Source organism: Flavobacterium cutihirudinis, assembly GCF_003385895.1.
GTDB lineage: Bacteria > Bacteroidota > Bacteroidia > Flavobacteriales > Flavobacteriaceae > Flavobacterium > Flavobacterium cutihirudinis.
The window spans coordinates 719427-734493 of record NZ_QRDQ01000007.1; the positions used below are offsets into that span (position 1 = coordinate 719427).

The 15067-nt window shown below is 32.6% G+C and carries 17 protein-coding genes; 7 read left to right on the forward strand and 10 right to left on the reverse strand.

The window, feature by feature from the left end:
- Positions 1-7: 7 nt before the first annotated feature.
- From BD847_RS03130 to BD847_RS03140, 3 genes are all read right to left on the reverse strand, one after another.
- Positions 8-820 (reverse strand): hypothetical protein, encoded by an 813-nt coding sequence (locus BD847_RS03130; protein WP_115886794.1) that lies wholly within the window; start codon positions 818-820, stop codon positions 8-10.
- A gap of 23 nt (positions 821-843) precedes the next feature.
- The gene (locus BD847_RS03135; RefSeq protein ID WP_115887331.1) at positions 844-1734 is read right to left on the reverse strand and encodes a 3-hydroxyacyl-CoA dehydrogenase family protein; all 891 of its coding nucleotides are present in this window, start codon (positions 1732-1734) and stop codon (positions 844-846) included.
- 94 nt (positions 1735-1828) lie between these two features.
- Positions 1829-2794 (reverse strand): Gfo/Idh/MocA family protein, encoded by a 966-nt coding sequence (locus tag BD847_RS03140; RefSeq protein WP_115886795.1) that lies wholly within the window; start codon positions 2792-2794, stop codon positions 1829-1831.
- Positions 2795-3097: 303 nt separating this feature from the next.
- On the opposite strand from BD847_RS03140, the gene BD847_RS03145 reads away from it, so the two are divergent.
- Positions 3098-3739 (forward strand): protein-L-isoaspartate(D-aspartate) O-methyltransferase, encoded by a 642-nt coding sequence (locus BD847_RS03145; protein WP_115886796.1) that lies wholly within the window; start codon positions 3098-3100, stop codon positions 3737-3739.
- Between the two features lie 28 nt (positions 3740-3767).
- Here BD847_RS03145 and BD847_RS03150 read toward each other — a convergent pair whose 3' ends face one another.
- From BD847_RS03150 to smpB, 3 genes are all read right to left on the reverse strand, one after another.
- Positions 3768-4817, reverse strand: a complete 1050-nt coding sequence (locus BD847_RS03150; protein WP_115886797.1) for a Fic family protein — start codon at positions 4815-4817, stop codon at positions 3768-3770.
- Positions 4818-4901: 84 nt separating this feature from the next.
- Positions 4902-5540 carry a putative periplasmic lipoprotein gene (locus BD847_RS03155; protein ID WP_115886798.1) on the reverse strand — a complete coding sequence of 213 codons (639 nt, stop codon included), beginning with the start codon at positions 5538-5540 and terminating at the stop codon, positions 4902-4904.
- An 80-nt stretch (positions 5541-5620) separates the two neighbouring features.
- On the reverse strand, positions 5621-6076 hold the full coding sequence (gene smpB / locus BD847_RS03160) for an SsrA-binding protein SmpB (protein ID WP_026729458.1): 456 nt from the start codon (positions 6074-6076) through the stop codon (positions 5621-5623).
- A 141-nt stretch (positions 6077-6217) separates the two neighbouring features.
- Between smpB and BD847_RS03165 the strand changes: the two genes are divergently transcribed.
- Together BD847_RS03165 and BD847_RS03170 are read left to right on the forward strand one after the other, a co-directional pair.
- The gene (locus tag BD847_RS03165) at positions 6218-6862 is read left to right on the forward strand and encodes an outer membrane beta-barrel protein (protein ID WP_115886799.1); all 645 of its coding nucleotides are present in this window, start codon (positions 6218-6220) and stop codon (positions 6860-6862) included.
- 92 nt (positions 6863-6954) lie between these two features.
- On the forward strand, positions 6955-7182 hold the full coding sequence (locus BD847_RS03170) for a VF530 family protein (protein ID WP_115886800.1): 228 nt from the start codon (positions 6955-6957) through the stop codon (positions 7180-7182).
- On the opposite strand, the gene BD847_RS03175 is transcribed toward BD847_RS03170, so the two are convergent.
- The 3 genes from BD847_RS03175 to BD847_RS03185 all read right to left on the reverse strand — a co-directional run bounded on the left by BD847_RS03175 (position 7179) and on the right by BD847_RS03185 (position 9258).
- Positions 7179-7736, reverse strand: a complete 558-nt coding sequence (locus BD847_RS03175) for a DUF3575 domain-containing protein (RefSeq protein ID WP_115886801.1) — start codon at positions 7734-7736, stop codon at positions 7179-7181. The two genes, BD847_RS03170 and BD847_RS03175, sit on opposite strands and share 4 nt — an antisense overlap.
- 119 nt (positions 7737-7855) lie before the next feature.
- Positions 7856-8404 carry a GNAT family N-acetyltransferase gene (locus BD847_RS03180; protein WP_115886802.1) on the reverse strand — a complete coding sequence of 183 codons (549 nt, stop codon included), beginning with the start codon at positions 8402-8404 and terminating at the stop codon, positions 7856-7858.
- 5 nt (positions 8405-8409) lie between these two features.
- Complete coding sequence (locus BD847_RS03185) at positions 8410-9258, reverse strand: aldose 1-epimerase family protein (RefSeq protein ID WP_115886803.1); 849 nt, start codon at positions 9256-9258, stop codon at positions 8410-8412.
- 187 nt (positions 9259-9445) lie between these two features.
- Here BD847_RS03185 and BD847_RS03190 point away from each other — a divergent pair, with 187 nt between their 5' ends.
- A complete protein-coding gene (locus BD847_RS03190; RefSeq protein WP_115886804.1) occupies positions 9446-11716 on the forward strand; it encodes a M1 family metallopeptidase in 2271 nt (756 codons plus the stop codon).
- A gap of 101 nt (positions 11717-11817) precedes the next feature.
- Here the strand turns inward: BD847_RS03190 and BD847_RS20780 are convergent, their stop codons facing one another.
- Complete coding sequence (locus BD847_RS20780) at positions 11818-11985, reverse strand: hypothetical protein (protein ID WP_159436632.1); 168 nt, start codon at positions 11983-11985, stop codon at positions 11818-11820.
- 201 nt (positions 11986-12186) lie between these two features.
- On the opposite strand from BD847_RS20780, the gene BD847_RS03200 reads away from it, so the two are divergent.
- The 3 genes from BD847_RS03200 to argC are packed head-to-tail and all read left to right on the forward strand — an operon-like array spanning position 12187 to position 15052.
- Positions 12187-12834 (forward strand): GNAT family N-acetyltransferase, encoded by a 648-nt coding sequence (locus BD847_RS03200; protein WP_115886806.1) that lies wholly within the window; start codon positions 12187-12189, stop codon positions 12832-12834.
- A gap of 54 nt (positions 12835-12888) precedes the next feature.
- Entirely contained in the window at positions 12889-14082 is a 1194-nt protein-coding gene (locus BD847_RS03205; RefSeq protein ID WP_115886807.1) for an argininosuccinate synthase, read from the forward strand.
- Positions 14075-15052: an N-acetyl-gamma-glutamyl-phosphate reductase gene (gene argC / locus BD847_RS03210; protein ID WP_115886808.1), complete on the forward strand. Its 978-nt coding sequence runs from the start codon at positions 14075-14077 to the stop codon at positions 15050-15052. The genes BD847_RS03205 and argC overlap by 8 nt, the downstream gene beginning before the upstream one ends.
- The last annotated feature ends 15 nt before the right edge of the window (positions 15053-15067 follow it).

Consider the following 15067-nt stretch of genomic DNA (forward strand, 5'->3'; position numbering starts at 1 on the left):
TAGCAAATTATTTTTTTTGTTTAGATCTCAATTGAATCATATTTTCCGTCATATCTTTTTCTAATAGTAGCATTTCTTTTAAAAAGTTGTCTAATCCATCTTTTGTTAATACCTTAATTAAACAGCTTGTAGGTTCTTCATCATGATGAAAATTGTAAATTATTGTTGTTTCCTCTGTTTTAAAAATTTTAGGAAGATTGTCTAGAATTTTCAACTCATACAAATCTCCAGATATTAAAAGTATGGGAATATAGAGAAAATGTCTTAAATAATTATTTTCATCATTTTCAAAATGACCTATTTTCTCCTGACAATATTGGGTTATTTTTTGAATTCCACTATGTATATTATCTGGATGTAATGCCATCAATTCGTTTGAACCTTTTTTTTCTTGAAATGAGCAATACTGAGTATAAATATTACTATTATAGATTAATTTTTCCGAAATGTTATAATTGAAATATTCTAAATTACTTGGGATTGTTTTAAATTCTTTTAAAGATTCCCAAATTTGATCATTTATGGAATTTTGATATTCTGTTAGAACCAAAACAGGAGAGCTTGTGTTTTTTATTTCAAAAGCAAATTTTATTTTGGAGTAGCATTTCTTAGAATAATCTTGCTCAAATATATTGTCTTCATATTCAGCTATCAAATCAATTTCTCTGCTCTTTCCAGTGAATTTATCAATCACAACTTGATTTGATTCAACAAAATAACCTAATGTACTTAGTTTTTTTGATATTTCAGATTCAAATAAATAGCCTGAACGATTTAATGCATCTAAAATTCTATTTTCATCAAATTCAATTTTATCCATTGATCAAACTTTAATTTTATAAATTAAATTTTAAACTGCTTCGAAATTTTCTCTGCTTTTTTGCTTTCGCTATAATCGTAAAAACCTTCTCCAGATTTTACTCCCAATTTTCCTGCTCTAACCATATTTACTAATAATGGGCAAGGAGCATATTTTGGATTTTTGAAACCTTCGTACATTACGTTTAGGATTGCAAGACAAACATCAAGACCAATAAAATCGGCTAATTGTAGCGGTCCCATTGGATGTCCCATTCCTAATTTCATAACTGTATCAATTTCGTAAACTCCAGCCACTTTATTGTATAATGTTTCGATTGCTTCGTTTAGCATTGGCATTAAAATTCGGTTCGCCACAAAACCAGGATAATCGTTTACTTCTACAGGAACTTTACCTAATTTTTCAGATAAATCCATAGTGATTTTAGTTACTTCATCGCTTGTATTGTATCCGCGAATAATTTCAACCAATTTCATAATCGGCACCGGATTCATAAAATGCATTCCGATAACACGTTCAGGATGTGCAACAACAGATCCTATTTGTGTAATAGAAATTGAAGAAGTATTAGTTGCTAAAATAGTATTATGAGAACAAGCTTCGTTTAATTGTTTGAAGATATTTAGTTTTAATTCTACGTTTTCAGTTGCAGCTTCTACAACTAAATCAGCTCCAACAACGCCATCTTTAATATCAGTATAAGTAATAATATTGGTAATTGTTTTGGCGACATCTTCCTGAGTAATTGTTCCTTTAGCCAACATACGCTCTAAATTGGCTGCAATAGTTGCCATTCCTTTGTCTAACGATTTTTCTGAAACATCAATTAGTTTTACAACAAAACCACTTTGTGCAAATGTGTGAGCAATTCCGTTGCCCATTGTTCCTGCACCAATTACTGCTATTGTTTTCATTTTTTGTGATATTATATTTATGATTTTAGCCACGAATTCACTATTATTTGATGTGAATTGCGTGGCTAATTTATGTTTAAAATTTCGTTTTAAATTATTTATTAAAACAATCAATAATTTGATATGCCACTCGCAATGCATCTGTCGCTTGTTCGAGTGTTACAACTGGAGTTGTATCCGTATTGATTGCATTTGCAAAAGACTCTAATTCATCCAGAATAGCGTTGTTTTGCTCAACATCAGGATTGGTGAAATAGATTTGTTTTTTTACGCCTTCGGCATTTTGAAGAATCATATCAAAATCGCCAGGAACTTCAGGAGCATCTTTCATACGAACTACTTCGCATTTTTTCTCTAAGAAGTCGACTGAAATATAAGCGTCTTTTTGAAAGAAACGTGATTTACGCATGTTTTTCAATGAAATTCTGCTTGCAGTTAAGTTGGCAACACAGCCATTTTCGAATTCGATTCTGGCATTGGCAATATCAGGAGTATCACTAATTACAGAGACACCACTGGCGTGAATATCTTTAACTTTAGATTTTACAACGCTTAAAATAGCATCAATATCATGAATCATTAAATCCAAAACTACAGGAACATCAGTACCGCGCGGATTAAATTCGGCCAAACGATGCGTTTCAATAAACATAGGATTTTCGATCATTTCCTTAGTGGCAATGAAAGCGGGATTAAAACGCTCCACATGTCCAACTTGTCCTTTTACATTATATTCGTTTGCTAAAGCAATAATTTCTTCAGCTTCTTCAACGGTATTAGAAATGGGTTTTTCAATAAAAATATGTTTCCCTGATTTGATCGCAACTTTGGCACATTTGTAGTGCGAAAGCGTTGGAGTAACAATATCAATCACGTCGACAGCGTGAATAAGTTTTGCAATTGTACTGAAGTTTTTATAGCCAAATTCTTTTGAAATTCTTTCGGCATTTTCTTGATTTTCGTCGTAAAATCCAACTAATTCGTATTTGTCAGATTGTTGTAATAAGCGTAAATGTATTTTACCAAGATGACCAGCACCTAAAACTCCTACTTTTAACATGAGAATGTATTTTAAACAAAAATAGAATTTATTTGTTGAAAGTAAAAATGAATTTAACTAATTGTGAATTGTGAGTTCTGAATTATAAATTGAGAATTATTGCTTTTGGCTTGTTACCCTGATCGAAGTCGAAGGGCGTAAAGTCAAGGCACGAAGAGCTTCGATTGCGCTTAACTGGATAAATTATGACTTTCAAATTTCAATTTTCGATTTCGAATTTTGACTTACATTTTTATTATTTAAAAATCAATATTTGAAATCCTGTTTTCTTTCTTATTTTTGCGAAAACAAAACCTACCCATTTTGAAAGACACTGCCAAACATCAAGGACTTCGTAATCAATTAGTAACAACTTTAGAGCAAAAAGGAATTACTGACAGAGCGGTTCTGGATGCGATTAAAAAAATCCCGAGACACCTTTTTTTGAATTCAAGTTTTGAAGATTTTGCTTATCAGGACAAAGCTTTTCCTATTGGAGCAGGGCAGACCATTTCACAACCTTATACAGTTGCGTTTCAGTCGCAATTGCTTGAAGTTAAGAAAGATCATAAAGTGTTGGAAATTGGTACTGGTTCTGGCTATCAGACTGCTGTATTATTTATGCTTGGAGCAAAAGTGTATACTGTAGAAAGGCAAAATGAATTGTTTAAAACAACTTCAAATTTATTTCCGAAATTAAATATTCGCCCAAAACACGTTACTTTTGGAGACGGATATAAAGGATTACCAAATTTTGCGCCGTTTGATAGTATTATAGTTACTGCTGGTGCGCCATTTATTCCTCAGCCTTTAATGGCACAATTAAAAATAGGAGGAAGATTGGTTATTCCTTTGGGAGAAGATGTTCAGATTATGACTTTATTGATTAGAAAGAATGAGACTCAATTTGAAAAACATGAGTTTGGAGAGTTTCGATTTGTTCCTTTATTAGAAGATAAAAATTAATGAGTAACCCAGTTAACGCTGGGCTTTTTTATTGCGTAAGGATTGTGATATACCTTTCTAAACTTTCCTTTTGTGTTTGAGCAATAAACAATAAAAAATCTTCTTTGTCTTTTTTTGTCTGAGCAACTTCGAGAGATTGGTAATAACGCATCCGGTTTTCGTAATCACCTTTTATATTCGCAATTAAATAGCCTTTTTGCATCAAAATTAAATTCATAATTAGTCTCGAAGTTCTCCCGTTTCCATCAATAAAAGGATGAATTTTTACCAATCGTTCGTGCATTTCGGCCGCCAGGATAACGGGATGAAGCTTGTTTTTGTTAATTTCATACCAAGTAAAATATTCTTCCATTTCCTGTTGAACTAACAAAGGCTGTGGAGGCATATGAGTACTTCCTTGAATCATAACCTGAACTTTTCGATAACGTCCTGCATCTTCGGGAATTATTCCTCTAAGGATTAAATTATGAATGGATAAAAGATCACGTTCGTTTAATGAATTGTTTTTACTCATTAAATCTTTTATAAAACCAATTGCTTCCTGATGATTTATCGCTTCGAGATGTTCGCGCATACTTTTTCCAGAAATTGTTAAACCTTCATTTATTACCATATCAGTTTCACGAAGCGTCATTGTGTTTCCTTCAATTCTATTGCTTTCAAAAGTATATTCAAGTTCTAAAGCTTGTTTGATTTTAAAACTGTCAAATTGCCTGTAAGAGTCTAGTTTTTCTTTTAAAAGGTCAATTTCCTTAAGGATTTTTTCTAAAGAAGTGGATAGTTTAAGGTTTGATGCTGTTTTATTATATTTGATTTCATCTTCAGCTACTTTTAGAGCTTTTAATGCCAAATCATCATCACCAATTTCATAAAGAATCTTTTCTTTTAGCCAAGCAATCATTAAAGTTTCATAATCAATTTCTAGAAGTTGAGCCAATTTAGTAATTTGATCTTTAGTTGGTTTTCGAGTTCCTGATTCAAATTTGCTGATTAATGCCTGATCGATTCCCAGAAGCTGTGCAACCTCGCGAGTTTTTAAACCTTTTTGTTCTCTAGCATTTTTTAAAAGTGATTTCATTTATGAAATTATTAGTCTTGACAAATTTAGTCAATTTTCTGATTGTAAAAAAAGCAACATCATAGATGTTGCTTTTTCTAACTTTTATTTTGGAGGCAGCGAACCATCTTTTCTCATTTCTTTAACAACAGCTTGCATGATTGCATCTACTGTTTGCCCTAAATCTGTAACGTATTGTGATTCTGTAGTTCCTGTCCAGATTAGTTTGTTTTGTTTTAGCGAAAAAATATTCGTTTCGACCATATAAGAGGTTGTTTCCTGATAATAACCCGGATCATAAAACGCGGGAGAATACATACCGTACCAATTTCCGAACCCGTAACCATACATTCCGGTGTACATTCCATCAAAACCACCATAATACATTCCGGTATAAGTTCCCGGTACATAAGTAGTTTCTTTTTCTTTGCTTACCAAACGCATACTGATAACTCCGTCGAAGTTTTCATCTTGCAGTATTTTTAGTTTTTGTTCTTTGCTTAATTGATCCGTTGCTGTTAAATATTGGTAGGAAGTTTTGAATATAGGACTGCTGGCAGCAATTCTGTTTTCAGTAATTCTTCTTGAGGCTTCATCTTTGACCAAAGCAACAACCAAAACTTTTTTAAACTGTTCTTGTGTAACAGTTACATCAGGATCTCTCCAGCTATTAACAATTGAAGTGTTACTGCCACAACCATAAAGCAACAGTACGGCGATTAACAGAATGTAGTACTTTTTCATATTTTATCGTTAAATTGTTTGTATAAAAATAACGATAAAATATTTATAAACTAATCATTTTGAGAAAATTAAAAAGGCTATTAATTATAGGCTTTTTTTATTCTGTCCAAATCTCTTTTTGTGTCTTGCTCTTTTAAGGATTCACGTTTGTCATAATTCTTTTTTCCTTTGCAAAGGCCAATTTGTAATTTTGCAAGACCTTTTTCATTGGTGAATAATTTTAACGGAACTATAGTAAGTCCTTTAGCCTGAACGCTTTTATGAAGTGTTTTTAATTCTTTTTTATTTAAAAGCAATTTTCGTTCGCTTCTTGATTTATGGTTAAATTGATTTCCAAACGAATACTCTTCAATATAGGTATTGATTGCAAAAAGCTCCATACCGCTAAATTCGCAAAAACTCTCCGTAATATTTGCTTTTCCTAAGCGTATTGATTTGATTTCGGTACCAGCCAAAACAATTCCGGCGGTATAGGTATCGATTATTTCATAATCAAATCGGGCTCTTTTATTTAGTATATTAACTGATTTTATCATAAGTGCAAATGTAAAACAAAATTGAAAAATTTTAATGTGATCTAAGATAATTAAAGATTTTTTTTAAACAATGATTTTAATCAGTTTTGAAGAAAAAACTTACACATAAGTTTGTTAAATAATTCTAAACAAACTTAAATCATGAAAAAAATTTTAACATTCGTCGGTATTGCCTTAATTGGATTATCTGTAAAAGCTCAAGATTCTAGCCAAGGTTTAAAAGGAGCGTGGTTTGCAACTTCGCAATTTGGTTACCAACAGACAAAAACTGGAAAAGAAAAAGGTACTAACATATCTGTACTGCCAATAGTAGGAGCATTTGTTACACCATCTGTGGCAGTAGGTGCGGGAATTGGTTACATTAATATTAAATCAGATGGCTATGATCTTACCGGTACCGATGTAAAAACAATTGCGAATACAGATTTAATTGTTATTCAACCATTGGTTAGAAAATACTGGAATGTAGCAGGATCTTTATATTTCTTCGGACAAGCGGCTCTACCGGTTATTACAGGAAAAGAAAAAGAAAATGATAAAAAAATAAATCAGGTTGGTTTATCAGTGTCCGGAGGTTTTGACTATTTTGTTACTAAGAGTTTCTCAGTAGAATTTTCATATGATTTAGCAAATTTTACTTCAACAACTATAAAGCCTGAGAACGGAGAAAAAACAACTGTTACCAATTTTGGATTAGCTCATGTGGCTAATGTAGATTCAGCTTATTTAGCAGGAAGTCCTACTTTAACGACTCCGCTTTCTGTAGGTTTTAAATTTATATTTTAGTTAATGTGAATTGATTTGATCAATTTGCTAATTTTGTAGAAAAGAAAAGACCGTACTTTTTAAAGCACGGTCTTTCGTTATATATATTCAAAATGCAAAATCAAAAAGATCCTTTACACGGAATTACACTTCAGAAAATACTAGAAAAACTAGTAGAATATTATGGGTTTGATACTTTAGGAGAATTAATTCCGATAAAGTGCTTTATTTCAAACCCAAGCATAAAATCTAGCCTTACTTTTTTACGAAAAACAGATTGGGCCCGTAAAAAAGTGGAGGATTTATATGTAAAATCACTTTCTAAATTCCCTCAGAATTAATTAAGTTTATAAGAAATCATCACGCCACCACGATACGGAAGCCATTCACCGCTTTTATTCCAATGTTGTGCTTTTTCATATCTTCCGGGAGTTCCGTCGTTGTAGTAACCATGGTAAAATCCTTGATGCCATCCGGCGCCAGCAAAAATGTCCAATAAAAATTTATCACTTAATTTAAGATTATAACCAACTGTTACTCCTAAACGGTAACCAAAACCATGCTCGTATTTGGCGGTGTCCCAGTAATTCCATTTTTGGATTTCATAAATATCAGGACCCACATGACCTCCAACATAAAAACCATCATATTTCTCCTTGAAATGATAACGTACTTCAGGTGTTAAAGTAATAAATTTCATAGGATTGTGTCCATTGAAAGATTCCCAAAAAGAAGCCATTACATCTACACTAAAAGTAACTTTTTCTCCTATACTCGTTTCTACACCAACATTTGGAATCGCAAATAACGCTGTAGCTCCATTAAATTTTATGAAAGTTTGACTGTGGGATTGTATAGAAAGGATAAGAACGAGTAGAACAAAGAGTTTTTTCATGGCATTTTGCGACTTTACAGAAAATTATTTCGGGCACAAATATAACGTAACAGAATGTTTTCTATTGCGAAATATCTTTTTTTAACAAGAAATAATAGTGTAAAAAGTAAAACTAATATTTAATTGTTTAATAACGAATAGATTACCTTGTCCAGGAATTTTCCTTCCCAAAACTCAGCTTCTCTTAAATGTGCTTCCTTAACAAAACCACATTTTTCTAATACTTTTTCAGAAGCAAAATTTTCCGGGTCAATTACAGCTTCAATGGAGTGTAGTTTTAAATCATCAAAACCATATCTTATTAATCTGTTTACCGCTTCCGGAATAATTCCTTTTCCATGAAAATCTGGCGATAACATATAACCAATTTCGGCGCGGTAGTTTTCAGGCTGCATACGGTAAAAACCAATAATACCTAGAAGTTTTGGATTGTCTTTTAGTGTAATTCCCCAGTTTACGCCAACATTGGTTTCAATTTTATCATCAATCATGGCAATATGTGCTAGCGCATCTTCATTGTCTTTAACTAATGGGCGCGGAATAAATTTCATCGTTTCAGGATTCGAACGCAATTCGAAAACTTCGTTGACATCGTCATTTGTTATTCTTCTTAAAAGCAAACGCTCAGTTTCGATTACGGGAAATGGGTGGAAGTTAAATTCTAACATTTTAATTATAAGATTTTAATACTAAATTTTGAATGAAATGACTGGTCGATGTCAAGGATTAAAATTCCTTCTTTTTTAAATAGATCGCCTGAGTTTTCGGCAGTGTCTGAATAACCAAACCACGGTTCGATGCAAACAAATGGTGCCTGATCTTTTGTCCAGATTCCTAAGCTTGGAAAGTCCTCAAAATCAACTTGCACATAAGGTTTTGAGTTTTCTAGTATTGTCAAACTAGTCGATTCTAAAGTTTTAAAAACAAGAGCATCATTTTCAAAAAGTTTATAACTTAAAGGAATAACATTATTTACAGTCTTTAAAGTTTCCGTTTTATTTGAAATTAAGTCGTTTTCAAGAAGATTGTATTTTAAAGATTCGTGCTTCTCAAACTTAAACGCATAGTTTTCAAAGTTTTCAGGAAGTGCAATTGCAGGATGTGCACCAATAGAAAATGGCATTTTTTTCTCACTTCTATTAATTACAATGTACTCGATGTTTAAGGAAGTGTTTTCGATTGTATAAACTAATTGCAATTCAAACTCAAAAGGATATTTTTTTAAAGTTTCTTCATTTGATTCTAAAGAAAAAACAGCACTGTTTCCTGTTTTTTCAATCAGTTGAAATTCCATATCTCTTGCAAAACCATGTCTCGTCAATTGATATTCCTTTTCATGAACTTTATAAGTATTGTTTTTTAAAGTACCAACAATTGGAAAAAGTACGGGCGAATGTTTTCCCCAAAATTCAGGATTTCCTTCCCAGATATATTCTTTTTGGTTGTCTTTTAATGAAATTAATTCTGCTCCGGCATGATTAATAGAAGCCTTTAGTGTTGAATTAGATATAGTTGTGATCAAAATACGGTAATTGAAGATAGTTAATATATAAGCCTATGTAAAGATATTTTAATATTTTTTATTTTTTTAAGAAAATCGCTTAATTTATTTAATTGATAAAATTTTGCTAAAATTGAATTTAAGGTTAAATATATCTCTTTAAATAGCTTTTTTTTTCATTAATTTGCTACATAAACAGCTAAAAAATATGAAAAAACAATCTGCAAAAGCCATTTTAACCGCGGCTTTATTTTTTGGGATTTCCTCTGTATGGGCGCAACAAACTCCGTCAGCGCCGGCAGCAAATCCAGTAAATAATTATAATTATCATGATGCTTTCGGGCCGCATTTTTATACAAAAAATGGAACATCAACACGTGCAGCAAGTGGTCAGCCGGGAATTGAATACTGGCAAAATAGAGCCGATTACCAAATCACGGCAAAATTAAATAATGCAACAAATGAAATTGTTGGAACAGATGAAATCACTTATACCAACAATAGCCCCGATAAATTAGGATTTCTTTGGTTGAATCTCGATCAGAATTTGTTTAAAAGTGATTCAAGAGGAAATGCGCTTATACCTTTGACAGGAAGCCGTAACGGAGCTCAAGGTCAGGTTTTTGATGGTGGAAATAAAATTAAATCGGTTAAAGTTATTTCTGGCGGGAAAACTAAAACAGAAGTTGAAGCGAAATATATCATTACAGATACAAGAATGCAAATTTTTCTTCCGCAAGAATTGGCTGCAAAAGGAGGTTCTGTAAAAATTAAAATAGAATTCTCTTTCACTGCGCCATTTGAAGGCTCTGACAGAATGGGGGTTTTAGAAACTAAAAACGGAAAAATCTTTACAATTGCACAATGGTATCCACGTATGTGTGTTTATGATGATGTAAGAGGTTGGAATACCGCACCATATTTAGGAGCTTCTGAGTTTTATTTGGAATATGGTGATTTTGATGTAAAACTTACAGTTCCAGCAAATCATTTTGTAGTCGCTTCGGGAGAATTATTAAATGGCCAGGAAGTATTTTCTGCAGATCAATTTAAAAAGTATAAAGATGCTTCTAACAGTGATAAAACAGTAACAATTCGTTCTGCGGAAGAAGTAACTTCAACTGCAAACACAAATGCCGGAGCTGAAAAAACATGGCATTATAAAATCAAAAACGCACGTGATTTTTCTTGGGCATCTTCTCCAGCTTTTATTTTAGATGGAGCAAAAATTAACCTTCCAAGTGGTAAGAAATCGTTGGCATTATCTGCCTATCCAGTTGAAAGTGCTGGTCAGGGGGCTTACGGGCGTTCTACTGAATATGTAAAAGCTTCAATTGAACACTATTCAAAACAATGGTTTGAATATCCTTATCCAGCAGCAACAAACGTTGCAGGAAATGAGGGAGGAATGGAATATCCTGGAATTGTTTTCTGTGGATGGAAATCTAAAGGACAAGATTTATGGGGAGTTACAGATCATGAATTTGGTCATATCTGGTTCCCGATGATAGTGGGGTCAAACGAAAGATTATTTGGCTGGATGGACGAAGGTTTCAATACGTTTATAAATTCATTAAGTACGGCGGCATTTAATAATGGCGAATACAAAGAAGAAAAAACGGATTTACACGAACAAGCAGAGCCATTTACAAGACCTGATTTGGAAACAATCATGAGCTCTCCTGATAATATGAAAGAAGGCAATATTGGTATGTTGTGCTACTTTAAACCAAGTGCAGGTTTAGTGATTTTAAGAGAACAGATTTTAGGTAAAGAACGTTTTGACACTGCTTTCAGAACTTATATTCAGCGTTGGGCTTACAAACATCCTCAACCAGATGATTTCTTTAGATCTATGGAAAATGTTGCAGGAGAGGATTTAAGCTGGTTCTGGAGAAGTTGGTATGTAAACAACTGGAGATTCGATCAAGGAATCAACTCAATTAAATATGTAAAAAATGATCCTTCAAAAGGAGTAGTTATTACGGTTGAAAATTTTGATAAAATGCCAATGCCTATCGTTTTAGATGTTAAAACTAAAAGCGGAAAAGTATCTAGAGTTAATATTCCTGTAGAGATTTGGCAAAGAAATAAATCATGGTCTTTCAAACACGATTCTACAGAGGAAATTGAAAGTATTACTTTAGATCCGGATCATGTATTTCCTGATAATAACGAGTCAAATAATGTTTGGACTGCAGGGAAAGGTATAGTAGAAAAAGCTATTATTATCGATGGTTATTTAGGAAATTATACAACTACAAAATCTCCTTTGACAATTAATTTAGTTGACAAAAACAGTGTATTAACTGCTGAGCTTCCAAATTATCCAAGCTTTTCATTAGATCCTGTTGCAAATGAAAAAGATACATTCGAATCAGCAAGAGCAGGATTGAAATTTAAATTTAATGAAGCGAAAACTGGTTTTGATCTAACGTTTTCAGGTAATGGACAGGTAATGCAGTTCACTAAAAAATAATTTTTTTAGACTGTAAAGTCTTCAAAGCCCGATAATTAATTAAATTATCGGGCTTTTTGTTTTTGCCTATATTCACAAAACGTCAAAAAAATGTTAGATTTTTAATTTTTTGTTTTGTAAATAAAAAAAAGATGTACTTTTGCACCGATGAATAAAATAAGTTTACATATAACTTCTTTGTCACGGACAAACTCACCGATTACTTCTCCCGAAGTACGGACGCTATCTCTATAGTGTTCACTGAGTTTTATAGCCGTATATTTATTCATATCCCTTTTTCGTTTTGAAATCACATAATTTGTCCATTGGACAAACATATCCTAAAAGTATTTATTATTTTGTAAATTTTTGTTATCAATCTTCTGATTTCGAGAATGTTACTTCTATTTTGCTTAATTTTATTGGATTCAATTCTGGATTTCAAGCTAAACAATATGCTTTAATTTTTAACTCTAACTTCAATTATTGAAATGAAGATCTCTATTGTTGTTACCCAGGAAGAACATTTCAAATTCGCACAAGAAATATGCGATACGATAGAATCATCTGCCTTGTTAAGAGGTACGGGGATTGCTAAAAGAACTCCTGAGTATATTCAGAAAAAAATGTCGAATGGTGATGCGATGATTGCTCTGGCAGACGGGAAATTTGCAGGTTTTTGTTATATCGAAAGCTGGCAACACGGAAAATTCGTGGCACATTCGGGGTTAATTGTACATCCAGACTATAGAAGTTTAGGTTTGGCCAAAAAGATAAAATCTAAAGTTTTTGACTATTCTTTGCAAAGATACCCAGACGCTAAAATTTTCGGAATTACAACTGGTTTGGCTGTAATGAAAATCAATTCGGATTTAGGATACAAACCTGTTCCTTTTTCAGAATTAACAACCGATCCAAGTTTTTGGGCAGGCTGTAAAACCTGTACGAACTTCCCAATTTTGCAAAGCAAAGAAAACAAAATGTGTCTTTGTACCGGAATGTTATACGATCCAAAAGAAAAACAAAAAACACCGCCAAGACATCCTTTTAACGAGGCTGTTTTAAGCAGACTTAAAAAAATCAAACAGGCTTTATTCTTAAACAAAATATTGTCATTTATTTTTTTATTCAAAATTTAATAAAAAGAAATCTCAAACTGCTACATACGAAAGTATTAGCCAAAATTATAAAAAATGAAAAAAGTAGTATTAGCTTATAGCGGAGGATTAGATACCTCGTATTGTTTGAAATATTTAAAAAATGAAAAAGGATACGAAGTTCACACTGTACTTGTTGACACAGGAGGATTTTCTGCTGAAGAATTAACAGCTATTGAAAAAAGAGCTTATGAGTTAGGAAGTGCACAACACGCCAACTTAACTATTTTAGATAAATATTACGATAAAGCTATAAAATACCTGATTTTCGGAAATGTATTAAAAAACAATACTTATCCGTTATCAGTAAGTGCAGAGCGTGTTTTTCAAGCAATTGAAGCTATAAAATATGCAAAAAAAGTAGGGGCAACTGCAATTGCACACGGAAGTACAGGTGCTGGAAACGATCAAATTCGTTTTGATTTAATTTTTCAAACTATTGCTCCAGAAATCGAAATTATTACTCCAATTAGAGATTTAAAATTATCAAGACAAGAAGAAGTTGATTATTTAGCTCAAAACGGAGTTCACTATTCTTGGGAAAAAGCACAATATTCTATCAATAAAGGACTTTGGGGAACAAGTGTTGGAGGAAAAGAAACTTTAACTTCTAGTCAGCCATTGCCAAGTGAAGCTTATCCTTCACAATTACAAAAAGAAGGTGAAGAAAAAGTAACACTTCATTTTGAACAAGGAGAATTAGTTGGTTTAAACGGAAAAACAGATAAACCATCAAACAATATTGTAGCTCTTGAAAAATTGGCAAGTGCTTACGCAATTGGTAGAGATATTCACGTTGGAGATACTATTATTGGAATTAAGGGAAGAGTTGGTTTTGAAGCTGCAGCTCCGTTAATTATCATAAAAGCACACCATTTATTAGAGAAACACACTCTTGGAAAATGGCAACAATATTGGAAAGAGCAATTAGGTAACTGGTATGGAATGTTATTTCACGAAGGTCAGTTCTTAGATCCAGTAATGAGAAATATTGAAACTTTCTTGCAAGACACTCAAAAAACAGTAAACGGAACCGTAACAGTTTCATTAAAACCATATCATTTCTCACTTGACGGAATCGAATCTGAAAATGATTTAATGAACACAGGCTTCGGTCAATACGGAGAAATGAACAATGCTTGGACATCTGAAGATGCGAAAGGATTTATTAAGATTTTAGGAAATGCTCAAAACATCTTTTCATCTGTAAATCAATTAGATCATGATTAATGTCGGAATTATTGGTGGTTCGGGTTACACGGCCGGAGAACTCATCAGAATTTTAATGTTTCACCCAAAAGTAAACATCGATTTTGTTTACAGTACCACAAATGCAGGGAAACCACTATCTGTGGCACATCAAGATTTGATGGGTGATATAGAAATGAATTTTACTGATGAAATTAATCCTGACGTAAATGTTGTTTTCTTATGTTTAGGACACGGAAAATCGATTTCATTTTTGAAAGAAAATCAGTTTGCAAGTCATACCAAAATCATCGATTTAGGAAATGATTTCAGACTGAATAAAGACGCTCATTTCGAAGGAAAAGATTTTATTTACGGATTGCCTGAAATCAATAAAGCCGAAATCAAAAAAGCAAATTATATCGCAAATCCAGGTTGTTTCGCAACTGCTATTCAGTTGGCTTTATTGCCTTTAGCAAAACATAATTTGTTGAATAATGATGTTCATATTAATGCAACAACCGGAAGTACAGGAGCAGGAGTAAGTCTTTCAGAAACTTCTCATTTCAGCTGGAGAAACAACAATATGTCGCATTATAAAGCTTTTGAACACCAACATTTAGGAGAAATTGGAGAAAGTTTAGTTCAGTTGCAAGACGATTTTGACAGCGAACTGCTTTTTATTCCGAATAGAGGAGATTTCCCAAGAGGAATTTTTGCAACGCTATATACATTGTGCGATGACAGTTTGGAGCAATTGGTTGCTAAATACGAAGATTTCTATAAAGATCAACCTTTCGTAACCATAACCACAACAAACATCAACATGAAACAAGTAGTGCAAACGAATAAATGTATTATTAGTTTATTGAAAAAAGGAAACCGGGTTCTCATTACATCAATTATCGATAACTTAACCAAAGGTGCTTCAGGACAAGCAATTCAAAATATGAATTTAATGTTCGGTTTAGAAGAAACCACAGGTTTACATTTGAAACCAAGCGGATTTTAGATTGTTGGTTAACCG